This window comes from Rhodopila sp., from assembly GCF_965277825.1.
Classification (GTDB): Bacteria; Pseudomonadota; Alphaproteobacteria; order Acetobacterales; family Acetobacteraceae; genus Rhodopila.
In genome coordinates, this window is sequence record NZ_OZ255846.1 from 2972882 (window position 1) to 2995640 (window position 22759).

Sequence of the window (22759 nt, forward strand, 5' to 3'; positions counted from 1 at the left end):
CATGCGAGCCAATGGTTCAATCCGGATCAGCGATCCATTCGATGGCCGCGCCATGCGGATCGGTCCAGGCGACGGGCTTTCTGTTGACCGACAAGAGGAAGCGGCCTGCCTCGCTGGGTTTACCGGCAGTGTCCGATAGATCGGGCATGACACGTGGCGATTCGTTGCATATCCAGTAGGGGCTGAGTGACGTCACCCTATCGGCGAAGGCGTGTCGGTCAGCCTGATCCGTGACATAGGCCAGCACGGCAGTGTGGAACACCACCAGCGTCGCGTCTGGTGGGGCCTCCCTGCAGAGCGACGCCAGTGCATCACCCGTCAGGCTTGCTTCGACCAAACGCGGCTTCCGCGTGGCGGCAACGCAAAGGGCGCCACGCAGCCCGGCGAGACGCGAGGTCTGCTCAGGCCAGACCAGTGTTTCCAACCAGGAAGATTGATCCGGGGCCGCCGCGTCGAGCGGGTTCAGGTCCAGGCCCGCCCTCCAAATGATCTGCGGCATACGCGTCGGGAGGGGTGTTTCTGCGCTCACGGCGCAGCAGAACACGGGATAATCCCCGTTGCCGTCCCCGGGATGGATCGAGCGAGAGCCGAAGTCGTAGCCGTAGAAGTCCGGCAGCAGGCACAGCCCGGCGGACGCGCCGACCTCGATCAAGGCCAAGGGCTGCGGCAATCGCGCCAGCACCGGGAGCAGCGTCGCGCAGCGGGCGGGCTCATTCGTTTGGGTCGAACGCGTCAGCATCACCGAGCGGACGGCTTCGGCATCGGCGAGGAGGCAATGCTTGAAGCCTGGGAAGTCTCTGGGAGTGCCTGTGAGGGATCGCACAGCCGCGAACAGGAGGTTGGGCTGCTGCTTCTCCGGAGGGAGCGCCATCAGGAAGTCGATCACCTCCGCGTCGTTCGCAACGCCCCGGGCAAGCGCTTCGTAGAGCGGTGACCGACCACGCGCTTCGTCGTTGGCAAAGCGCATATAACGTCTCGAAAGTGTGTCTGAGATCAAAACCTTTATGGACATGACGTTTACTCGTAGTCCGTTAAGGACGCTTGGATCGCAAATATACGGCATAGACGCGCGACGCGTCGCTGTTTGTCTTCAACAGGCTCCGGAAACTACGCTGGGGGATCAGACATCGCCCCAGACGTTGCGGGCCACCTCGACGCAGCGGGACAGTTTTGCCCATTGCTGCTCCTCGGTCAGCGTGTTGCCTTCCTCGGTGGAGGCGAAGCCGCATTGGGGTGACAGTGCGAGCTGTTCCAGCGGCAGGTATTTCGCGGCCTGATCGATGCGGCGTTTCAACTCGTCCGTGCTTTCCAGTTCGCCGGTCTTGCTGGTGATGATCCCGAGCACCACGATCTTGGGGCCGCGCGGGACGAAGCGCAGGGGTTCGAAACCGCCGGCGCGTTCGGTGTCGTATTCCATGAAGTAGGCGTCGGCGTCGATCTGGTTGAACAGGACCTCGGCCACCGGTTCGTAACCGCCCGACGCCACGAACGTTGAGCGGAAATTGCCGCGGCAGAGGTGCATCGAGATCGTCATCCCTGGCGGTCGGCCGGCGATCGCCTGGTTCAGCATGTCGGCATAGATGGTTAGCAAGTTATCGACGTGTTCGCCGCGCGCCTTCAGCATCGCGATCTGTTCGGGGTCGCACAGATAGGCGATGTTGACCTCGTCCAGTTGCAGGTAGCGGCAGCCGGCGACGCCGAACGCCGCGACAGCCTTGTGATAGGCGGTGCCGAGGTCGGCGAAGAAGCCGTCCAAGCTGGGATAGGCGGCTTTATCGATCGCCTCGCGGCCGCCGCGGAAATGCACCACCGAGGGTGACGGGATGGTTTGCTTGGCCACCGAATTCCGCACCTGGCCGGCGAGGAAGCGGTAATCCTCGATCATCGTCGGTTGGGTCCAGCCGATGCGTCCGTTTACCCGCAGCTTGTGGCGCAGCGGGACGTTGCCGTGGAACTGGATTTTCTCCTCGGGTTCGTAGATCTCGACGCCATCGAGGCCGGCGACGAAATCATAATGCCAGTAGGCGCGGCGGTATTCGCCGTCGGTGGCGGCACGCAGGCCGATATCCTCTTGTCTGGCGATGGCTGTGGCGATGCAGGTGTCCTCGATCTGGCGCAGCGCGTCGGGAGGTAGGATGCCGGCTTTCCACTTGGCGCGCGCTTCATGCAGAGGCTTCGGCCGCAGCAGGCTGCCGACATGGTCGGCGCGGAACGGCGGTTGGCTGCTTGACGTGGTCATGACCAGGTTGCCTCCATGCTTCAGATGCCGCCGATCCAGTCCCGAACGGCACGGACCACGGCTTCGGGTTGTTCGGGAATCAGCGCATGGCTGGCTTCCTGGATCACCACCACCGTCACCCGAGCCGCGCCCAGGTCGTCGCGGATCCCGTCTCGAGTATCCGCCGGACGCCACGGGTCAAGCGCCGCCTGCAGGTCCAGCACCGGTGCCGACCCGGCGTTCCACCAGTCGTCACGCGGCGTCGCGGCACTCGCCGCGCGCTGGCTCTTCGACGCGAGCGGATGCCAGTTGTCCAGCCAACCGATGGGATCGTGACCCGGCGCGAAGAACGCCACGCGCAACGCGGCAAGCCGGACCGCATCTGGTAGCGTGGAATCGATGCATTTCGCCAACTGCTCACGCAGTGCCGGATCAGCCGATTTGGCCGCCGCCGCCGCCAGGATTACACCGCGAACCAGGTCGGGGCGATCCGCTGCCAGGCAGCGCCCGACCCACTGCCCGAACGCATGCCCCAGCACGAACGCCGCACCGTCCGCCAGCCGCTCGATCACCACCGCGACGTCGCGCGCGTAGTCGTGCAGCGTCAAGTCCTGCATCGGCCCGAGGCTGCCGCACATTCCCCTGGGCTGCGGCCGCAGCACGCGAAATCCCACGCCGGCAAACATCTCGGCAATCGCATCGAAATCCTCGGAATCTCGCGACGATGACGGCAGCAGGACAAGAGCATCCCCCGCCCCGGTGTCCGCTTCATCCAGTATGACGTCGATCGACACGCTGTCGTAAGCGACGGAGACCCGCCGGCGCTCGCCCATCTGTCTGCCTCCCTGGTGTTCGGCGGCAGGCTAGCTGGAAGCGTTGCGACACGGAACCCAGGTCGGCGGCGCGGCGCTTACCGGCGTGGCCGCCCCATAAGCGCGAAGGCCAGGGTTTTCAGGCCGTGGGCGCTGCTTTGAGTTGGGGTTCAACAATACATTAGCGAAGTGCGGTTTTGAGCTCCGCATTCACTGGGTAGATTAGCAAAACGGAGAGCATTTTGTCCCGCAGATCCTGCATTCGGGACACTCGCAGTTTACCGATATGGTAGGCGGAAAGCCTTTGGGCCTCACCATCGCTTGGATCAATAGGCGTTATCTCAGACTGAGCTCGAAACTTCATCCTACCCGGACTGGAACCCTGACCTCCTCTGCTCGCCTAACGCCGGCTCGTGTTACACGAATCGTGGTCTGGATCGGATCATAGAGTCAGACAAAGCGGCCTAAGCGCGGCTTTGCAAGGGCTGCCGTCCACTTTTCCCAATAGCCTCGGTAAAGATCGGTTCCCATGTTCGGATATGTTTTCTCAACAGCGGCTTGATCGACTTTGCATCGCCGGCCGCTGCCAAATCGATCAGCCGATAATGTTCCTGCACGGAGCCGGCCTGACGCTCCATGCCTGCCCGCGACGCAATGCCGTACAGCCGCATCTTGTCGCGCAGCGCCATCGCCATTTCCGTCAGCAACACGTTGCCGGCGGCAGCGATGAAGGCATAGTGAAAGCGCCGGTCCGCCTCCAGATACTCTCCAATATCATCGGCAGCCACCGCATCCCTGATGTCGTCAGCCAGAGAATGCAGCCCGGCCAGGGACTCCTCAGGACGATTGGCAAGTATCTCAGCGGCGCGAACCTCAACAAGCTCCCGAACGTCGAAAAGATTGCGCAGGTCTTCAAGCGTCGTCGCCGTCACCTTGAAGCCACGATTGCGCAGCGGCTCGATAAGGCCGTTGCGAGCGAGTTCCAGCAACGCCTCACGGACCGGCGTCGTCGAGACCCCTAGATCGGCCGCCAATGTAGGAACCGAATACATCGCACCAGGCAGGCTCTGGCCCGAGACGATCTCGGCGCGCACACGCTGCAGGACCTGTTCGCGCAAATTCTGATCCATATTCGCCCTGTCTGTTCTGTGCTTGATTTGGACCTTTCAACCGAGCCCAGGCCAAACGGCAATACAGCGTGGCTCTATGTCGTATTGGCCGCCGGCGTATGGGCGCCGCCCTCCATCTGGACAAGGACTTCTGTGAGACGCAAGCCAAGCGCCGCCTTGGAGGCCTTGTCCAGACTGCCCGATGCGTAGCGCACATCCATGATCGACATCTTGCGTTCCGCTTCCTCTTCCGCTGGCTGGGCTTGATGCTATCAGTCGTCATCGCCGCTGTGTTTTTCCCATTCACAAACCCGCGCGTTGTCGGGCATGGTCGTCTCGACGAAGAACACATCAGTGGTATCGGCGACCTGGCACTCGATCGTTTCCGCGCCGGAGACGCCAAGGCTGTCCCTGTGGCCGAGCGTGACGTCGCCCGAGGTCAGCTCGCCATCCACGACGAACACATAGACGCCGTGCTGTGCTGAGCGCGGGGTGTAGCTGTAAGTGCCAGCCCGATCGGTCACCATGCGTGAGACACGCAGATCCTGCGGGACGGGAAGCGCTCCATCGGCGTCACCAACCAATTGAACGATACGATTTCGGCGTTCGCGAAGGTCGAAATGGGAGCGCAAATACGAAGGAGGCAGGTAAAGCTGATTCGGCATCAGCCACAGATAGATCGCGTGCATATCCTCGGGACCGATGCTCAGCTCGGAATGCTTGCCGCCTGAGCCGGCCGAGAACAGGTAATAGTCTCCCTGCCGCAGTTGATCGACCGTGCCGCGTCCCGCCGTATTGATATGCGTCAGTTCGCCTTCCAGGACAAAGGCGCAGATGACGAAATTATGGTGTGGATGCATGTTGTAGCCACATCCCGCACCATGGAACGTTTCGTCTCCCCACACGCGCACCGCGCCGAAGCCAGGGCGCCCGCTCTGGTATTGGTGAAAATTAAAGCAGGAGCCCCGGCTGATGAAGCTGCCGGGATGTCCAGCAACATAGGACGACGCGCTTCCCTCGGAATGGATCACATCATGGCCGCGGTCCTTCGCGCGGAGCACGAACGATTGTGTCATTGTTTGCTCTCGTTGATTGAAGGTTGATCAGGCTTTCTGCGCGAGATCCTGTCCCCCGGCGGCGTAGCCGACTACGACCATCTCGAATTGATCCTTGGGCGTACCGCAGTCGGGGCAAATCCAGTCCTCGGGGATGCCGTCCCAGCGTGTTCCTGGCGCGAGGCCGTGCTCGGGCAATCCCAAAGCCTCATCGTACGAGAACCCACAACCGAGGCACATCAAGCGCTTGAAGGTGATCTCCATGGGCCTTACCACGCGTTTAAGAGACGCGCGACGTATTATAGTAGCGCGCTACCAAATGCAAGATCAATTCCACATCAGCGCGCGGCTTACCGAGGACCGCCGCTTCAGATCGGGCAAATCCGCACCGAAGACCAAAGCACTAAACGGCCAAGACCCGGACAGTCCATTATCTTATAATAACAGCCTCAGCATAGCTCATACAACCGATCGCGCTCAGCACTTAAGTGCCTTCCGTCTTCTGGACCACCTTTAGATCCTCCCAGCCGTTCTCATCGTGCAGCGCAAAAAAATCGTCTGTGTATTTCTCGTATTTCTCTGCCACATCAGAGGCGACGTCGACACGTCCTTTTACTCGTTTTCGCAGGTATTCCTCGCGTGATTTCAGAATGTAGTGGTTGCACTGGCCAATGGTTAGCGATATTCTCTCGGTCCGGCATTCATCCCGCACGGCACAGGGAAGTCCAGCCGGATCGCCATAGTAGCCAGACGTCAACTGGCAGCTATGGGGATTGTTCAATGCACCAATCTTGCGCGCCCGGGCCATGGTCTTGATCCATACGTTGAGGAAATGACCCGGAGCGGCCGTCCGGGTAAACCGTTCAATTACCGGGCGGTCATCGTAATGCAGAAGTCCAGACGAACCAAAAAACCGCTGATTGAATGCGATTGCCGAACAGTCCTCGGGAATCCGCCCCAATAACGCGGCAACGCTGGAGTCATGGTGCAGAACAAGAAATTCATCCACGTCGAGGAATGAGATCCATTCGGTCGAGCATTGTCGAACAGCATCGCGATAGGCAGGGAGCTGGGGCAGGGAGCTGGGGCTGTTCCCCCATCCGGTTCGGCCAGGGGCCTCCGGCGCGATGCAAAATGGGAAGGACTGAGGTGCTTTCGTCTACTCTCGTTGTCATAAACAACGATCTGGTCGAAATTCAGCAATTTGTACCAAGCAAGCCACTCCAAGAGGTAGGGGGCCTCGTCACGGACAATTCCACACAGCGTTACGCCAGGTTTGGTGGCTTGGTCCAAGGCCGCCCTCCCAGGTCCGGATATCGCCAAGACTGTACTGATCCCGCGAAGTCTAGCAAGCGCTCACCTGACTTCTCGGCTCGGATCGGCCTGCCCCTTTGCAGCGCCCCAATAATCGCCCAATCTCACGGTCAACGCCGGACGCAGCCACACTCGGCCTGCCCGGAAGCGGCAAGGGGAAACATATGAGCAAAATCGACGGCGCCACCCTGATGGCACAAAGCCTTAAGCAACAGGGCGTCCAATACATGTTCGGCATCGTCGGCTTCCCCGTCGGACCCATCGCCAGCGCCGCGCAAAAGGCCGGCATCCAGTATATCGGCATGCGCAACGAACAATCCGCCTCCTACGCCGCCCAGGCCGTCGGCTACATGACCGGACGGCCCGGAGCCGCCCTCGTGGTCTCCGGCCCAGGCGTCGTCCACGGCCTCGCCGGCCTCGCCAACGCGCAGCAGAACTGCTGGCCAATGATCCTCATCGGGGGCGCCTCGCCGACCTACCAGAACGCCATGGGCGCGTTCCAGGAAGAACGCCAGGTGCAGATCGCCTCGCCGTTTTGCAAATTCGCCCACGCCGTCGAGCACGTCCACCGCATTCCGTTCTACGTCGAAATGGCGGTGCGCCACGCGATCTACGGCCGCCCAGGCGCCAGCTACCTCGACATGCCCGACGACATCATCCTGGGCGAGGTCGAGGAAGAGAAAGTCCACCAGGCCGCCACCATCGGCGAGCCCCCGCGAATGGCCGCGATGCAGCAGGACATCGACACCGCGCTCAACGTGCTGGAAACCGCCGAACGCCCGCTGGTGATCGTCGGCAAGGGCATGGCCTGGTCGCGCGCCGAGGACGAAGTGCGCGCCTTCGTCGAGCGCACCCAGGTGCCGTTCCTGGCCTCGCCGATGGGCAAGGGCGTGATGGACGACACCCATCCGCTATCGGTCGGCGCCGCCCGCAGCCACGCCCTGCAAGAGGCCGACGTCATCTTCCTGCTCGGTGCCCGGCTGAACTGGATCATGCATTTCGGCCAACCGCCGCGGTTCAACAAGAAGGTGCGCATCGTCCAGCTCGACATCTCGCCCGAGGCGATCAGTCAGAACGTCCCAGCCGAGGTCGCCCTGGTCGGCGACGGCCGCGCCATCGTCGGCCAGCTCAATAAGGCGCTGGAGACCCGCCAGTGGTTCTATTCCAAGGACACCCCCTGGCACGCCGCGATCGCCGAAAAATCCGCCGCTAACGCCCGCCAGATCAAGCCGATGATCGACGACCACTCGACCCCCACCAACTACTACCGAGCGCTGAAGGACATCAGCGCCTGGGTGCCGAACGACGCGGTGATCATCGGCGAGGGCGCCAACACCATGGATATCGGCCGCACCCAGTTGCCCAACAGCGCGCCCCGGCTGCGGCTCGACGCCGGCAGTTACGGCACCATGGGCATCGGGATGGGCTTCGCCATTGCCGCCGCGGTGGTGCACCCCGATCGTCCGATCGTTTCGGTCTCCGGTGACTCCGCGATCGGCTTCTCCGGCATGGAGATCGAGACCGCCTGCCGCTACCAGTTGCCGGTCAAGGTGGTGGTGCTGAACAACGGCGGCATCGGCGGCGGCATCGCCGAATTCCCGGAAGATCGCGGCAAGCTGCCGCCCCGCGTGCTGACCATCGGCGCCCGCTACGACAAGATGATGGAGGCATTCGGCGGCAAGGGCTGGTACATCGAGGACCCCAAGGACCTGCGCGGCGCGTTGGATGCCGCGATGGCGTTCGACGGGCCAGCCCTGGTAAACGTTCGGCTGCATCCGGAGGCCGGGCGCAAGCCGCAGCAGTTTAACTGGCACACGGCCTGACGCGCGGCGGCGGGTCGAGGGGCCGACCGGGCGGCAAGCGTTCACGGAAACCCGGCACGGAATGCCGGTGAAGACTTGCAACGAGACCGCCTTCCGTCCACTTTCTGGACCAGCCACCGATCAGGAAAAGGTCATGTCCGTCGAAGCCGTTATCGCCGCCGCGGCCAATTTTCTGGGCGAGCGGATCACAACCAACGGCGCGCTGCGCGACCACCATTCGCATGGTCAGGATACCCAGCCGCCGGTGATGCCCGACGCCGTTGCTTTCGTGGAATCCACCGACGAAGCATGTCGGCTTATGGCGCTCTGTCATGCCGAACATGTCCCGATGGTGCCGTGGGGCGCGGGAACCTCGCTGGAAGGGCATGTGACGCCGGTGCGCGGCGGCATCACGCTGGACCTCTCGCGGATGAACCGGGTGCTGGGTGTGAGCCAGGCGGACATGGATTGCCGGGTCGAGGCTGGCGTGACGCAGGAGCAGTTGAACACGCATTTGCGTGATGTCGGGTTGTTCTTTCCGGTCGATCCGGGCACTTCGGTTTGCACCATCGGCGGGATGTCGGCGACGCGCGCCTCGGGCACCAATGCGGTGCGCTACGGCACGATGCGGGACAATGTGCTGGGGCTTTCGGTGGTGATGCCGGACGGGCGGCTGATCCGCACCGGGGGGCGGGTGCGCAAATCGTCTTCCGGCTATGACCTGACGCGGCTGTTCGTCGGCTCTGAAGGCACGCTGGGGATCATCACCGAGATCCAGCTTCGTCTGTGGGGCATACCGGAGGCGGTGTCCTCGGCCACCTGCCAGTTCCGCACGTTACAGGATGCCGTCGAGACAGTCATTGCCATCCTGCAATTGGGTATCCCGGTGGCGCGGATCGAACTGCTGGACGATGTGCAGATGGCGGCTTGCATCGCCTATTCGAAGCTGCATGGGCTCAGTGAACTGCCGACGCTGTTCTTCGAGTTTCACGGAACTCCGGCCGGGGTCGCCGAGCAGGCTGGTCAGGCGGAGGAGATCGCCGCGGGGTGCAACGGGCTGGGATTTGCATGGGCAACGGAGCCGGCCGCGCGCGCCAAGCTGTGGCAGGCCCGCCATGACGCGCTTTGGGCGTGCTTGGCCTGGAAGCCGGGTCATAAAGGCATCGCGACGGACGCGATCGTGCCGATCTCCCGGTTGAGCGAGGCCATCCTGGGCGCCAAGCAGGATATCACCGCGTCCGGTCTGACCGCGCCGATCGTCGGCCATGTCGGGGATGGCAACTTCCATACCGTGATCATGGTGCCCCCGGAACCCGACGGAATGGTGCGGGCGTGGGACCTTGACAAGAAAATCGTGGCCCGGGCGTTGGCACTGGGTGGTTCGTGCAGCGGCGAGCACGGGGTCGGTATCGGCAAGCGGGAGTTTCTGGAGCAAGAACATGGTGCGGAGGCGCTGACCGTGATGCGTGCGGTGAAACAGGCCCTGGACCCACGCGGCGTGATGAACCCGGGAAAGATATTCCTCAATTCATGATGGTTTCGCAGCCTATCCAATCTTATCGGCGATAGGCCTGCTCGGCCCGATCCTGCGCCAGGATTCCCAGCGCGAGACCCGCGGCGGATTGGGTCGGGTCGATCACCGGCAAACCCAGCGCATCGCGAACCGCCGCGGCGTGATGCGCCATGCCGGTGCATCCGAGGATTAGCGTCTCGGCGCCCAGATCGGCAAGCTGGTGTCCGGCGGCCAGAAGGGCCGCGCCGGCCGCGTGCGGGTCCAATAAGCTGTCCATCGAGACGTTCAGCGCCACTTCCCCGGCCAGGCGGTCGTCCAGCCCCATCGCGCGCAGAACCAGGCGGTGGCGCGCCTTGGACGACTCGACAAGCGCGATCACGCCGAACCGTTCGGCGCGCGCCACCGCGGCGGCGACCGCGGCGCGGAAGATGCCGAGCACTGGGCGCGGGGTGACGGCGCGTACTGCCTCGATCCCTGGATCGGAGGCGCAGGCGATGACGTAAACGTCCGCATCAGACCGCTCGACCAGACGGCACATCGGTTCCACGACGGCGTGCCATTCGCGCCAGCAGTAGATCGCCGGCGGCCCTTCCGAAAGTGTCGCGACGTCGAAGTCCGGTCCGGCAGCGAACCGGAACGGTGCCAGGGTTCGCGAGATCGCCGCCGAACATGCCTCGGAGCTATTGGGATTGATCACGAGGATACGGGCCATGCCAGCATTCTTCCGCCGGCGCGGGCCAGGGATCAATGGGAACCGATATGGTATTGCGACGCAGCAAGGCTTATGTTTCAGGTCGATTTATCGCCCGTCTGCGCTAACCCGATGACTCATCGGGGTTAATCTTCTGCCAGGCGACCAGAAGGACCTGAATATGAACCATGTGCGATGGCAGCCCGATCGGTCTGTCGCAACCAATGCCTGGCCGCATCCGTCCCTGGTCACCGCGATCGGCCGGGGGCTGATCGGGCGCTGCCCGGCTTGCGGAAAGGCCCACCTATTCAACGGTTTTCTTCGTGTGGCGAACACCTGCCAGAACTGCAAGGCACCGTTGGGGCTGGCCCGAGCCGATGACGCGCCGCCGTATTTCACCATCCTGGTCACCGCTCACATCGTGGTGCCGCTGCTGGTCATGGTCGATCGCATGGGCCAGCCGCCGATCTGGCTGATGTCGGCAATCTTCGTTCCGTTGACGTTGTTCGTGGCGCTCGGTTTGCTGCGGCCTATCAAGGGCGGCACGGTCGGGTTGATGCTTAATTTGAACATGTTGAAAAGCGACGTCGCCGAAACATGAGCAGCTCCGCGGTCAGCGCCTCACGCCTCGATCGGGTCGTCCTTGATGGCGAGGTGCCGAACAATCTTTCGCCCTTCATCGAGGCGGACCGCGAGCAGGCGGTTGCCGACCTGGCAGCGGCGAATCACTTCGCGCCGCTGATCGGCACCGAAACGCCGGGGCCGTATGCGCTGCATTTGTCGATCCTGGAAGGGCGGCTGATTTTCGACATAAGGGACGTGGGGGGTTACCCGCTGACTGCTGTCGGGTTGGCGCTGGGGCCGTTTCGGCGACTGGTCAAGGACTACCAGATGCTCGTCGACAGCCACATCAAGGCGGTCGAGGAAGGCCGCGAACAGCGCATCCAGGCGATCGACATGGGTCGGCGGGGCTTGCATAACGAGGGCGCGGAGCTGATGACCCAGCGGCTCGCCGGCAAGATCGACATCGATTTCGATACTGCTCGGCGGCTGTTCACCCTGGTCTGCGTGCTGGCGCAGCGTATCGCCTCGAGATGAGGATCTGATCACGATAAGGATAGGGCGATGAAGATCGACGGCATCGCTTATCGCAGCGTCTGGCTGGGCCCTGACGACGGCTGGTCGGTCCACATTCTGGACCAGACCAAACTGCCGTGGTCGCTGGAGGTGCTGCGGCTGGCCACCCGGGACGAGGCCGCTCACGCGATCAAATCGATGCAGACGCGCGGTGCTCCGCTGATCGGGGCGGTGGCTGCTTATGCGCTGTGCCTGGCGCTGCGCGCGGATGCCTCGACCGAGGCGATGGAGCGCGATGCCGAGCTGATCGCCGCGACGCGACCGACGGCGGTCAATCTGCGATGGGCGCTGGACCGGATGCTGACCCGGCTGCGCAATACGCCGGCGGCGGAGCGGGTCGCTGTCGGATATGCCGAAGCGGCGCTGATCGCCGACGAGGACGCGGCGCAAAATGCCAATATCGGGTTGCACGGGCTGCCGCTGATCGAAGCCGCGGTGCGGCCCGGGCGGGCGGTGAATGTGTTGACCCACTGCAATGCCGGGTGGCTGGCCACAGTGGATTGGGGCACCGCGCTGTCGCCGATCTACACCGCGTTCAACGCCGGCGTCGATCTGCATGTCTGGGTCGACGAGACGCGGCCGCGCAACCAAGGCGCGGCGTTGACCGCATGGGAGCTGGGCAAGCATGGCGTCCCGCACACTGTCGTGGCCGACAATGCCGGGGGGCATTTCATGCAGCACGGCATGGTCGATCTGGTGATCGTCGGCGCCGACCGGGTGTCCCGCACCGGGGACGCCGCCAACAAGATCGGCACCTACCTGAAGGCGCTGGCGGCGCGCGACAACGACGTGCCGTTTTGGGTGGCGATGCCGTCCACGACGATCGACTGGACGCTGTCCGATGGGGTGGCGAATATTCCGATCGAGCAGCGTCCGGCGACCGAGGTGACCGAGATGACCGGGCGACTGGACGATGGCTCGATCGCCACGATGCGGATTGTCGCCGCCGACAGCGCGGCGGCCAATCCGGCGTTCGATGTGACGCCCAGCCGGCTGGTGACCGGGCTGATCACCGAACGCGGCCGCTGCGCGGCGACGGAAGCGGGGTTGCTGGAGCTATTTCCCGAACGGCGATGATCGGGGCGAAACTCGGTATCCGATCGCATAGAAGCGTCCGACGCCGGGTCGCGCCGCTGATCCTGACGGTGACCCACTTCAATCCGGGCACGGCCATGCGCGCAGGTGTTCCGGCCGGATGCAACGGTAGTGTACAATCGTGCTCAGCGCGACGAACTGGCGGACAAGGTCCGCCGGGCGAACATCCTGAACGAGTTCCAGCCGTTCGATCCAGCGCTGATCGTTCCCCGCCATGGCGGTCCAGGAACGACCGATATCGCGCTTGACCTGGCCTCGCACATCGAGGCCGTGGGGCGGCGGGTGCGGGCGTTGCGCTCGGCTGGACAGTCCGTCGGCGAAATTATCCGCGACTACAAGCCACGGATAATAGCGGCGCCGCCGGATTGGCAGCATCCGGGCCTGATCGATTGGGACATCAACTATTTTGCGGCGCAACCGGCATGACGCGGCCGGGCGTGGTCCCGACGAGACCACCCGACGAACGGGCGCTACTGCGTCGCCTTGTCGGCCGCGTGGCTGATTGCATGACCGCCGGCCGAGAGATCCTGGCCGGCTCCGGCAGCGGTATTGCAGGCTGCCAGCATCGGCGAAATGCCTAGCAGTGCCAGCAGGGTAAGGGCGATCGAGAGGTTTCTGCGCATGGCGATACTCCTGAATATTCTGTGCGGTGTTGGGGTCGTCAGAATTCAGCGTCGGCCGCCTCCGAGCAACGATCCTAGCACGCCCCGTACTAGTTGGCGCGTCACCGTGCTGCCGACGGTTCGCGCGGCGCTGCGGGCGAGACCCTCGACCACGCCCGGATGGTATCCACCGCGCGGGCCGGTGGATCCGAACAGGATGTTGGACAGGCCGCCCCACGGGTTGGCCTCGGCTGCCGGCGAATGCGGTGCTTGCGGATTCGGCGCCTGGGGGGAAAGTGGCGACGAGGCGGAGGGGGTGACCTGCTGGTGAGCCTCGGGCGGCACGGCCGCCCCACCGCCGGCGCGGTCGCGCAGCATCTCGAATGCCGATTCACGGTCGATGGTCGTCTCGTAGACCCCGCCGACGATCGACTGCTGGATCAGGGCCTGGCGTTGTTCGGGGGTGATCGGGCCGATCTGGGACGCCGGCGGCAGCACGAAACCGCGCCGGGTGATCTCGGGCGTGCCCTTGGCGTCGAGAAAGGAGATTAGCGCCTCACCGACGCCAAGTTGGGTGATCGCGGTTGCCGCGTCCAGCGCCGGGTTCGACCGCATGGTGTCGGCCGCCGCTTTCACCGCCTTCTGGTCGCGCGGGGTGAAGGCGCGCAGGGCGTGCTGCACCCGATTGCCGAGTTGGGCGAGAACCTTGTCGGGGATGTCGAGCGGGTTCTGCGTGACGAAGTAGACCCCGACGCCCTTGGATCGGATCAGCCGGACCACCTGCTCGACCTTGTCCAGCACAGAGCGCGGCGCGTCGTTGAACAGCAGGTGCGCTTCGTCAAAAAAGAACACTAACTTCGGCTTGTCGCGGTCGCCGACCTCGGGCAGCTTCTCGAACAGTTCCGACAGCAGCCACAAAAGGAAACTGGCGTAGACGCGGGGGCTGTTCATCAGGCGGTCGGCGGCGAGGATATTGATCATGCCCTGACCGTCCGCGGTCTGGATCAGGTCGTCGATGCTCAGCATCGGCTCGCCGAAGAAATGCTCGCCGCCCTGGGTTTCGATCTGCAGCAGGCCACGTTGAATCGCGCCGACCGAGGCTGGGGAGATGTTCCCGTACTGGGTGCGGAAGCGGGCGGCGTTGTCGCCGACGAATTGCAACAGCGCGCGCAGGTCCTTCAGATCGAGCAGCAACAGGCCGGTGTCGTCGGCGACCTTGAAGACGATGGACAGGACGCCTTCCTGGGTCTCGTTTAGGTTGAGCAGCCGGGCGATCAACATCGGGCCCATGTCGGAGATCGTGGCGCGGACCGGATGGCCTTGCTTACCCCAAACATCCCACAGGGTGACAGGGCAGCCTTGCCAATGCGGCTCGGGCAGGCCAAGGGCATCCAGGCGCGTCTTCATGCGCGCGGAAGGCGCGCCGGGTTCAGCAATCCCGGCCAGGTCGCCCTTGACGTCGGCCATGAACACCGGCACGCCGATGCGGGAGAATTTTTCTGCTAGCACTTGCAAGCTGACGGTCTTGCCGGTGCCGGTGGCGCCGGTGATGCAGCCGTGGCGATTGGCGAGCGCGGGCAGCAGCCCGAGATCGGTTTTGCCGGATCGCGCGAAGATCAAGGGTTCAGCCATGCGCCAATGCCTCATTGTTGGGTGGTCCGGTTCCACCGACGCCTGAAACCTGGCGTTGGATCGGACCACTCGGCTGTTGCCAAGCCAGTGTAGTTCAGGATCGGGCGGGCTGTCATATCGGGGTGGGCGCATGTTGTTGCCGGGTCTGACAGGTGGCCGCGGCCGAGTTGATTGCATTGCGATAGCGGTGTAACGCCAATGCGCAATGATCGAACTCGCCGCAGCACCCGGCTGTTTGCCTCCGGGCCGACGTATCTACGCTATTGGTGACATCCACGGCTGCGCCCGGCAACTCGGAAATCTCCACGAGATCATCGCCGAGGACCTTGCGCGGCGTCCAATCGGATCCGCGTTGCTGCTGCACATCGGCGATTACGTGGACCGCGGCGCGGACAGCGCGGGGGTGATCGCTCAGCTGCGGGATGGCTGCCCGGTTGCCGGGGCAGAGATGGTCAACCTGATGGGCAACCATGAGAGTACCATGCTCGACGCCTTGGCTGGGGACCGTGCGGCGGGCACCGACTGGCTGTTCGCCGGTGGCCGGGCGGCGCTGCAGAGCTACGGCATCGATCCGGATAGTCCGCGCGACAGGTGGGCCAGCTTGATCCCCCGGGCGCATCAGGATTTCCTGCGCAACCTGATGCTGATGCACCGGGAGGGGGGATACGCCTTCATCCATGCCGGCGTCCGCCCCGGCATCGAGCTGGAACGGCAGGCGCGCGACGACCTGTTGCGCGCGCGCCAGCCGTTTCTGTATTCCGAGGCAGATTTCGGCGCCGTCGTGGTGCATGGCCATACCCCGGTGAACGCGCCGGTCGTGCGCCACAACCGCATTGCGATCGACACCGGCGCGGTGTTTGGCGGCAAGCTGACCTGTGTCGTGCTGGAGGCCGACACGCTGGGTTTTCTGGCTGCCGATCCGGTTGATCAGCCGGTCTCCATTGCCCATAGGTAATGTGACCGCTGCGGATTTCGGGTGCAGGTTCGACGGCCGGCTTTCGGACTTGCGGTTTCCCTGGACCGCGCTTGATGCTAGCTAGCGCCCCCCGGAGACACGCGCGCACCCATGTTCGATTTCGCCTGGTCGGAAATTGCCTTGATAGGAGCCGTCGCGCTGATCGCGATCGGGCCGAAGGACATGCCGGCGGCGATCCGCACGGTGTCGAACATGATCAAGAAGGCGCGCCGCATGGCGGCCGAGTTCCAGACTCATGTCGATGAGATGGTCCGCGAGGCGGATCTTGGCGATGTGAAGAAGGCGTTCAGCGATATCCGCAACCTGGACATTCCCGGCCTGCTGGAAAAGCACGTCGATCCGGATCGCTCGATCCGCGACACCTTCGCGGAAGACCCGTTCAAGCCGACCTACCCGGCGGCTAGCGGGGCCTCCACCCTGGAGGAGGTCACCGTCGCCGAGCGTGGCGGCGCTGAACCAGTGCCTGAGTCTAAGGTCGCGGCCGAGATGGAGAAACCGCTGGCCCCGGCGTTCATTCCGCCCGGCCTGGTGCCCCCGCCTGAGACCCGGGCCGCCGCGCCGCCGGCTGAGGCGCCAGCGTTCATTCCCCCCGAAGCCGTGCAACAGCGCCAGCCCTAGGCGCAGGCAGCCGGCGGAGCATTGAGAAAGCCGAACGTGGCAACCATAAAAGACGACCCGATCAACGACAAGCCGATGCCGCTGCTCGAACACCTGATCGAGTTGCGTCGGCGGCTGATCTGGTCGGCGGCCACCTTCCTGGTGTGCTTTTTCATCGCCTACTACTTTTCCAGCGCGATCTACTACTTTCTTGCCGAACCGCTGGCCAACGTGCTGCGCGCGCAGGGTAATCCTGATCCGCACCTGATCTACACCCAGTTGTACGAGGCGTTTTTTACCAAGATCAAGGTGGCGTTCTTCGGTGGCGCGTTCGTCGCCTTCCCGATGATCGCGGCGCAACTCTGGCTGTTCGTGGCGCCTGGGCTGTATCGCAGCGAGAAGCGCGCGCTGCTGCCGTTCCTGGCGGCCACGCCGGTATTATTCGTGCTGGGCGCGGCGCTGGCATACTACTTCGTGTTTCCGTTCGCCTGGCGGTTTTTTGCCAGTTTCCAGACCTCGACCGGCGGCGGCGGGGTGCCGATCGAATTGCTGCCGAAGGTCAGTGAGTACCTCGACCTGGTGATGAAGCTTATTTTCGCGTTCGGCATCACATTCCAGCTTCCGGTGGCGCTGACGCTGCTGGCGAAAGTCGGCATCACAACTTCCGCGCAACTGAAGAAGTTCCGCCGCTATGCGTATGTCGGCATGTTCATCATTGCGGCGATCCTGGCGCCGCCGGACGTGATCACCCAGACCGGTCTGGCATTGCCGTTGATTGCATTGTACGAAATCTCCATTCTGAGTGCCAAGTGGGTTGAACCCAAGCCGGTCGAGGTCTGAACCGATGCACGACATCCGTGCCATCCGAGCCGATCCGGACAGCTTCGATGTCGCCCTGGCCCGCCGCGGGCTGGCGCCGGCGGCGGCCTCGGTGCTGGTGCTGGATGCTGATCGACGGGCGGCGCAGACCGCGCTGCAGGACAAGCAGGCGCGGCGCAATGCGCTGGCCAGGGAGATTGGGCAGGGCAAGCATGCCGGCAGCGACACCGCCGCGCTGGAAGCCGAGGCGACCGCTCTGCGCGGCGACATGGACGGGCTGGAGACGCGAGTGCCCGAACTCGACGCCGGCATCAGGCGGGTGCTGGAGGGGCTGCCGGCGGTGCTGGATGCCTCGGTGCCTGATGGACCCGACGAGAGTGCCAACGTGGTATTGGCCGAGGTCGGGGAGAAGCGCGATCTTGGCTTCGCGCCGAAACAGCATTTTGAGCTTGGCGAGGCGCTTGGGATGATGGATTTCGCCACCGCCGCCAAGCTGGCGGGGGCGCGCTTTGTCGTGCTGCGCGACGGGCTGGCGCGGATGGAGCGGGCGCTTGGTCAGTTCATGCTGGACCAGCAGACTTTGGAGCGTGGTTACCAGGAGATGATCGTTCCGTCCCTGGTCAACCAGGCGACTGCCTATGGCACCGGCAGCCTGCCGAAGTTCGAGCAGGACCTGTTCAAGACTACCGACGGCCGCTACCTGATCCCGACCGCCGAGGTGCCGCTGACCAACACGGTTGCCGGTGAGATCGTGGCCGAGAAGCAATTGCCGCTGCGGCTGACCGCGCTGACCGATTGTTTCCGCAGCGAGGCGGGTTCCGCCGGGCGCGACACCCGCGGCATGCTGCGCCAGCATCAGTTTCGCAAGGTGGAAATGGTCTGCATCGCCCATCCCGACCGAAGTGGCGAGGAGCACGAATGGATGACGCGATCGGCCGAACTGATCCTGGAGCAGCTTGAGCTGGCGTATCGGCGGGTGCTGCTGTCGTCCGGCGACACCGGATTTCAATCGACCCGCACCCATGACCTGGAGGTCTGGCTGCCGGGGCAACAGATGTGGCGGGAGATTTCGTCCTGCTCGAACTGCAAGGACTTTCAGGCGCGGCGGATGAATGCTCGGTTCCGGGCGGCGGATGGCAAGACGGTGGGCTATGTTCACACCTTGAACGGGTCAGGGCTCGCACTGGGGCGGGCGCTGATCGCGGTGATGGAAAATTACCAGCAAGCCGACGGCTCGATCGGCGTGCCTGAGGTGCTGCGTTCCTACATGGGCGGAGCGGAGCGGATCAGCGCAGCGTAACTTTCAGGCGCGCAACCCAGCGATGGTTTCCAACTGGCCGGGGTCGTCGGGCGGAACCACAAGCAGCACGTCGTCGATGCCCAGATCCTGCAGCCGGTTCAGCCGATCCTTGGCCTCATGCGGGGGACAGAACAACGAGATCTTCGGCACGTGGCTGATCGGCAGGCTGGGCGGCGTGTCGCGGAAGTCGGTGAGCACGTTGGCCAGTACCGCGCGTTTGCCGCCCGCGTTGCGGAACATTTTCAAGCCGATGGCCAGGTCCTCGGGCGCGGTGTGAATGCCCGAAGCGATCCAGCCCTGGAGCACCTTGGCTGAAAGGTTGATCCAGCGCTCGCTGCGCCAAGCGCCGAGCAGGACTTGGGGGCCGCCCTCGGTTCCGGGCCAGGCCGACAAGGCGGGGCCATAGACCGGCTCGCCAGCCCAGACCCGGCGCATGACGTCGAGATAGGCGGTCAAGGTCTTGAACCGGGCGTCGTAGTTGGCCTGCACCGCGTCGAAGTCGTGGCGGGTGGATCCGCTGCCGATGCCGAAGCGGAGCCGGCCCTGGGATAGCGCGTTCAAGGTCTGCACCCGGTGGGCGTGTTCAACCGGATGACGCAGTGGTAATTGCACCACGCAGGTGCCAAGCTCAATTCGCGATGTTTGTGTCGCCAAAGCACCGAGCAGAATAAGCGGGTCGAGTGTGGGCTTGCCGCGGGCGAAGGCGTCGGTGACCCACAGGCCCTGGAAGCCGAGTGCCTCGACCTGACGGGCGAGGGTGGAGACGTGGTCAACCACGCTCAGGCCGGAGTGTGTGGCGGATGGTATTGTGACGATGCCGATACGCAAGCGTTGTCTCCTTCTGTCTTTGGTTGATGGCATTTCGCTCGGGCAGCCGCCACAGCAGGCTGCGTAGCGAGGCCATTCAAGGGCGGAGCATCGGACTGTTTACTGAAAGACGGTTTATCTCTTTATTAAGCACACGCGCCGAGGGCGTTTAGCTGAGTGCGATCGTGCTGATTTATTGTCCGCTGAACTTCGCCTGACGTTTCTCGCGGAATGCGGCTACCCCTTCGTTATAGTCGCTGGTCATGCCGGCACGACTTTGCAGTTTCGCTTCGAGGTCGAGCTGGCTATCGTAACTGTTGTCCATCGATTCCCAATACATTCGTCGGATCATGCCCAATGACTTCGGGCCGGCGGCGAGGCCGTGCGCCAGTTGCATGGCCTTCGGCATCAAGTCCGCGTCGTCTTCCAGGCGGTTGATCAGGCCCCAGGCGAGCGCGGTTTCGGCCGGCAGTCGGTCGGCAAGCAGCGAAAGCTCCATGGCGCGCGCCATGCCGATCAGACGCGGCAACAACCATGACGAGCCGCAATCAGGAACCAGGCCGATGCGGGCGAAAGCTTGCAGAAAGGAGGCGGAGCGCGCGGCGATGCGGATGTCTCCGGACAGCGCGAGGCTCATGCCCGCACCGGCGGCGATTCCGTTGATCGCGGTGACGACCGGGATCGACAGCGCGCGCAGCCGCAGGAACATCGGATTGTACCAGGATTCGAGACTGCTCTTCAGTTCGCCGCTTGCCTCTGCGGTTCGGTCGCGCGCCGGCTGGTCGGGGTCGTTGAGATTGGCGCCGGAACAGAACGCGCGTCCGGCGCCGGTGATGAGCAGGCAGCGTGGCGGGTCCCTTTCGACGCGATCCATCGCGGTAGTCATGTCGTCACGCAGTTTTTGTCCGAAGGCATTGAGGACGCCGGGGTCGTTCAGCGTCATGACCGCGACGTTGCCGATGGTTTCAAGAAGGATTCTGCCGTGCTTCATGTTGCGCTGTCCCCAGGTCGGTTCGCGGCGTGATGCGGGTCGCCAGGGTAGCAGCCCAGTTGCGGAACGCCAGGGCCAGCGATCGCCGAGTCGGGGAGCCAATGCACCGAGATTGAGGGGGTGGTCCGCGTGTCGCAACTGGGCCAAAACGATTTGGCATGGCGCAGGGGCCCCCAGCGCCATCAGCGACGAAGTCGGCTGTCGCTGCGAGTCGAATCCGGAACTAATGCTGGCTTGCGTATTGTTATGAACGCCGGCACTATTTTAGCCCCAACGGCTTTCCACGGCGGCGGCTAGATGGGGCAGTGGAGGAGCCGTCCAGGCTGAGAAGGGCCAGCTTATCGCCTTTGACGACGTCTCCGGGGCCGGGTAGGGCGATCCGAACACCAATGAGGTGGCCAGTCCTTCCGACCTCGTTTCGACAAAACTTTCAAGTTCGAGCGCTAGTTTTCCGGCCGGCTTTGCGTGCGGTCTTCTTTGCTGGCGGGGCGACGCTGCGGCTGCGACCGAGTCCCATCTTCTTTGCCAGGCTGGAGCGGGTTTCCGCATAGTTTGGTGCCACCATCGGGTAGCTTGAGGGCAAACCCCACTTTGCACGATACTGATCGACGGTCAGGTTATGCTCTGTCATCAGGTGCCGTTTCAGCATCGTCATCTGCTTGCCGTCCTCAAGGCAAACGATGTAATCGGGGAACACGGACTTGGTGACTGCGACGGCGGGTTTGGCGGCCTCGACCGGGGCGACTGCTTCACCAACGTTAGACAAGGTCTTGTAGACCTCGCGAATCAGGCCAGGTAGATCCTCGACCGATACCGGATTCTTCGTCACGTGAGCACTTACGATTTGAGCGGTCAGGCCCAACACATCTTCTACCATCTGTTCTTTCCTACAACTCAGCGCCGTTGATATAGGACAGATCGGTTCACCATGCCATAGTCCTTTTAGCTAAAATTTTCTATAACTGGCCTATGCGAGCCCATGCAGTTTATCGAAGCATGGGTTTGTCGCCGCCCTGGCCACCAAACAGTGGGACGAAACACGGAACTGGGCTTGACTGGAAAGGTTGCACTGGTAACCGGCGGCAACCGAGGATCTGTGCGGCGGTTGCCGGTGAACTTGCAAGAGAACGTATGCATATTTGACTGGTGGCCCGCGATGCGGCAAAAGCGCTGAAGTCGCCGATACCCTTGTAAGGACAGAAAATATCGGCATTCGGGTAATTGACCTGGATTGCCCGACCCGGCAGCGCCAGCGCAAACATTGCGCAGGCAGTCGGGCATTTCGGTCGGCTCGATCTGTTGGTGAGCAATGCCAGGCCAACAAGCTGTCGGATTTCTTCAGCTTGACAAAAGAGGACGGGCAGAACGGCTTCGGGTTGGAATTTCACGTCAACGTGAGGTTAACCCGCGCGGCATGGCCGCGCGGGCGCAAATCCAAAGGCGACATCGTCAGCATCGTTGGCACCGGGTCTCGCTTCGGGTGCGGCGAATTCACCATCGGCGCGTCGGTTAACGTTGCACTGCTGACTTATATCGGGACCAGAGCGGATATTCGCATGGAGCGGGCGATTCGGATCAAGGCGGTCACGCCTGGCTGACAGAGAGCGACCGTTTCACTCGCAATGTAGAGCAGGTGATGCGCGATCGTGGTCTGGGCCGTGACCAAGCTTCACGGTTCCTGGTTTCTTCGCATGGCGCCACCCAGGGTCGGCAGCCCGAGGAAATCGATTGTCTGGTGGCTTATCTGGTGTCCGCCAAGGCTGGCTTCACTCGGGCCTGCATTCATCAACATCGACGATAGGGCGGCGTGACCGTTGCATGGTCAGGATGGTGCTCGGCCACGAAATGTCGGGCTTGGCCGCAGTGACGCCACGGCGAATCAGTGTGCGATCAAACTGTGCGGGTGTGACGGCAGGCCTTGTCATTACAGAAAGGCCATCATCGGTCCCATTCGGCGGCCGTCAGTTCTGCATGGCGATCCTGACCTCCGCCGGATCGCCGGTCTTGATGATCCAGGCTGCCGAGAGCTCGGCCATGCCAAGACTTATCGCACTAGGCGGCTGCGCTCAGGATCTGCGAAGATGTTGGCCTATTCGAATGTCCTTCCCCCCAGCAGCCCCTTCAAATCGATGGCAAGCCATCCTCGGCTCTCAAACGGCCGCGAACACCGCCGTGTCGGCAACGTCGGGTAGGGTATTCCGGCGCGGCAACGCAGCGATGCAATGACAAGCAGAGATGATGCGGTAACGACAAACTGACGGCATCTGCGGCGACAATCCAGAACGACGA

The 22759-nt window shown here is 63.3% G+C and carries 25 protein-coding genes; 11 read left to right on the top strand and 14 right to left on the bottom strand.

What is annotated here, in order from left to right:
- Positions 1–16 precede the first annotated feature (16 nt).
- The 8 genes from ACQY4T_RS14675 to ACQY4T_RS14710 all read right to left on the bottom strand — a co-directional run bounded on the left by ACQY4T_RS14675 (position 17) and on the right by ACQY4T_RS14710 (position 6203).
- Positions 17–1012: a DUF2332 domain-containing protein gene (locus ACQY4T_RS14675; RefSeq protein ID WP_428531733.1), complete on the bottom strand. Its 996-nt coding sequence runs from the start codon at positions 1010–1012 to the stop codon at positions 17–19.
- A 108-nt stretch (positions 1013–1120) separates the two neighbouring features.
- On the bottom strand, positions 1121–2239 hold the full coding sequence (locus tag ACQY4T_RS14680; protein WP_428531736.1) for a 5-methyltetrahydropteroyltriglutamate--homocysteine S-methyltransferase: 1119 nt from the start codon (positions 2237–2239) through the stop codon (positions 1121–1123).
- Between the two features lie 20 nt (positions 2240–2259).
- A complete protein-coding gene (locus tag ACQY4T_RS14685) occupies positions 2260–3051 on the bottom strand; it encodes an alpha/beta fold hydrolase (RefSeq protein ID WP_428531739.1) in 792 nt (263 codons plus the stop codon).
- Between the two features lie 443 nt (positions 3052–3494).
- A complete protein-coding gene (locus ACQY4T_RS14690; RefSeq protein ID WP_428531742.1) occupies positions 3495–4148 on the bottom strand; it encodes a GntR family transcriptional regulator in 654 nt (217 codons plus the stop codon).
- 86 nt (positions 4149–4234) lie between these two features.
- Entirely contained in the window at positions 4235–4369 is a 135-nt protein-coding gene (locus tag ACQY4T_RS14695; RefSeq protein WP_428531745.1) for a hypothetical protein, read from the bottom strand.
- Positions 4370–4411: 42 nt separating this feature from the next.
- On the bottom strand, positions 4412–5215 hold the full coding sequence (locus ACQY4T_RS14700) for a pirin family protein (protein ID WP_428531748.1): 804 nt from the start codon (positions 5213–5215) through the stop codon (positions 4412–4414).
- Positions 5216–5242: 27 nt separating this feature from the next.
- Positions 5243–5458, bottom strand: coding sequence for a rubredoxin (locus ACQY4T_RS14705; RefSeq protein WP_428531751.1), 216 nt, complete (start codon positions 5456–5458; stop codon positions 5243–5245).
- A gap of 220 nt (positions 5459–5678) precedes the next feature.
- The gene (locus ACQY4T_RS14710) at positions 5679–6203 is read right to left on the bottom strand and encodes a hypothetical protein (RefSeq protein WP_428531754.1); all 525 of its coding nucleotides are present in this window, start codon (positions 6201–6203) and stop codon (positions 5679–5681) included.
- A gap of 469 nt (positions 6204–6672) precedes the next feature.
- Here ACQY4T_RS14710 and oxc point away from each other — a divergent pair, with 469 nt between their 5' ends.
- A complete protein-coding gene (oxc, locus tag ACQY4T_RS14715) occupies positions 6673–8331 on the top strand; it encodes an oxalyl-CoA decarboxylase (protein WP_428531756.1) in 1659 nt (552 codons plus the stop codon).
- A gap of 133 nt (positions 8332–8464) precedes the next feature.
- Complete coding sequence (locus tag ACQY4T_RS14720; RefSeq protein WP_428531759.1) at positions 8465–9844, top strand: FAD-binding oxidoreductase; 1380 nt, start codon at positions 8465–8467, stop codon at positions 9842–9844.
- 22 nt (positions 9845–9866) lie between these two features.
- On the opposite strand, the gene ACQY4T_RS14725 is transcribed toward ACQY4T_RS14720, so the two are convergent.
- Positions 9867–10535: an aspartate/glutamate racemase family protein gene (locus ACQY4T_RS14725; protein ID WP_428531762.1), complete on the bottom strand. Its 669-nt coding sequence runs from the start codon at positions 10533–10535 to the stop codon at positions 9867–9869.
- Between the two features lie 160 nt (positions 10536–10695).
- Here ACQY4T_RS14725 and ACQY4T_RS14730 point away from each other — a divergent pair, with 160 nt between their 5' ends.
- The 4 genes from ACQY4T_RS14730 to ACQY4T_RS14745 all read left to right on the top strand — a co-directional run bounded on the left by ACQY4T_RS14730 (position 10696) and on the right by ACQY4T_RS14745 (position 13172).
- Positions 10696–11115 (top strand): DUF983 domain-containing protein, encoded by a 420-nt coding sequence (locus tag ACQY4T_RS14730; protein WP_428531765.1) that lies wholly within the window; start codon positions 10696–10698, stop codon positions 11113–11115.
- Positions 11112–11612, top strand: coding sequence for a UPF0262 family protein (locus ACQY4T_RS14735; protein ID WP_428531768.1), 501 nt, complete (start codon positions 11112–11114; stop codon positions 11610–11612). The genes ACQY4T_RS14730 and ACQY4T_RS14735 overlap by 4 nt, the downstream gene beginning before the upstream one ends.
- Positions 11613–11639: 27 nt before the next feature.
- Positions 11640–12728, top strand: a complete 1089-nt coding sequence (gene mtnA, locus ACQY4T_RS14740; RefSeq protein ID WP_428531771.1) for an S-methyl-5-thioribose-1-phosphate isomerase — start codon at positions 11640–11642, stop codon at positions 12726–12728.
- A 129-nt stretch (positions 12729–12857) separates the two neighbouring features.
- The gene (locus ACQY4T_RS14745) at positions 12858–13172 is read left to right on the top strand and encodes a hypothetical protein (RefSeq protein WP_428531774.1); all 315 of its coding nucleotides are present in this window, start codon (positions 12858–12860) and stop codon (positions 13170–13172) included.
- Between the two features lie 44 nt (positions 13173–13216).
- Here the strand turns inward: ACQY4T_RS14745 and ACQY4T_RS14750 are convergent, their stop codons facing one another.
- Positions 13217–13369 carry an entericidin A/B family lipoprotein gene (locus tag ACQY4T_RS14750; protein ID WP_428531777.1) on the bottom strand — a complete coding sequence of 51 codons (153 nt, stop codon included), beginning with the start codon at positions 13367–13369 and terminating at the stop codon, positions 13217–13219.
- 45 nt (positions 13370–13414) lie between these two features.
- Positions 13415–14980 (bottom strand): helicase HerA-like domain-containing protein, encoded by a 1566-nt coding sequence (locus tag ACQY4T_RS14755; RefSeq protein ID WP_428531780.1) that lies wholly within the window; start codon positions 14978–14980, stop codon positions 13415–13417.
- Positions 14981–15185: 205 nt separating this feature from the next.
- Here ACQY4T_RS14755 and ACQY4T_RS14760 point away from each other — a divergent pair, with 205 nt between their 5' ends.
- The 4 genes from ACQY4T_RS14760 to serS all read left to right on the top strand — a co-directional run bounded on the left by ACQY4T_RS14760 (position 15186) and on the right by serS (position 18672).
- The gene (locus ACQY4T_RS14760) at positions 15186–15935 is read left to right on the top strand and encodes a metallophosphoesterase family protein (RefSeq protein ID WP_428531783.1); all 750 of its coding nucleotides are present in this window, start codon (positions 15186–15188) and stop codon (positions 15933–15935) included.
- Between the two features lie 111 nt (positions 15936–16046).
- Positions 16047–16574 carry a Sec-independent protein translocase protein TatB gene (gene tatB / locus ACQY4T_RS14765; RefSeq protein ID WP_428531786.1) on the top strand — a complete coding sequence of 176 codons (528 nt, stop codon included), beginning with the start codon at positions 16047–16049 and terminating at the stop codon, positions 16572–16574.
- Positions 16575–16649: 75 nt separating this feature from the next.
- Positions 16650–17393, top strand: coding sequence for a twin-arginine translocase subunit TatC (gene tatC / locus ACQY4T_RS14770; RefSeq protein WP_428542888.1), 744 nt, complete (start codon positions 16650–16652; stop codon positions 17391–17393).
- 4 nt (positions 17394–17397) lie between these two features.
- Positions 17398–18672 (top strand): serine--tRNA ligase, encoded by a 1275-nt coding sequence (serS, locus tag ACQY4T_RS14775; protein WP_428531789.1) that lies wholly within the window; start codon positions 17398–17400, stop codon positions 18670–18672.
- A gap of 3 nt (positions 18673–18675) precedes the next feature.
- On the opposite strand, the gene ACQY4T_RS14780 is transcribed toward serS, so the two are convergent.
- The 3 genes from ACQY4T_RS14780 to ACQY4T_RS14790 all read right to left on the bottom strand — a co-directional run bounded on the left by ACQY4T_RS14780 (position 18676) and on the right by ACQY4T_RS14790 (position 21347).
- Complete coding sequence (locus ACQY4T_RS14780; protein ID WP_428531792.1) at positions 18676–19500, bottom strand: LLM class flavin-dependent oxidoreductase; 825 nt, start codon at positions 19498–19500, stop codon at positions 18676–18678.
- Between the two features lie 172 nt (positions 19501–19672).
- Positions 19673–20653: an enoyl-CoA hydratase-related protein gene (locus ACQY4T_RS14785; RefSeq protein ID WP_428531795.1), complete on the bottom strand. Its 981-nt coding sequence runs from the start codon at positions 20651–20653 to the stop codon at positions 19673–19675.
- A 247-nt stretch (positions 20654–20900) separates the two neighbouring features.
- Positions 20901–21347: a MucR family transcriptional regulator gene (locus ACQY4T_RS14790; protein ID WP_428531798.1), complete on the bottom strand. Its 447-nt coding sequence runs from the start codon at positions 21345–21347 to the stop codon at positions 20901–20903.
- A 262-nt stretch (positions 21348–21609) separates the two neighbouring features.
- Between ACQY4T_RS14790 and ACQY4T_RS14795 the strand changes: the two genes are divergently transcribed.
- Entirely contained in the window at positions 21610–22068 is a 459-nt protein-coding gene (locus tag ACQY4T_RS14795; protein WP_428531801.1) for a hypothetical protein, read from the top strand.
- The last annotated feature ends 691 nt before the right edge of the window (positions 22069–22759 follow it).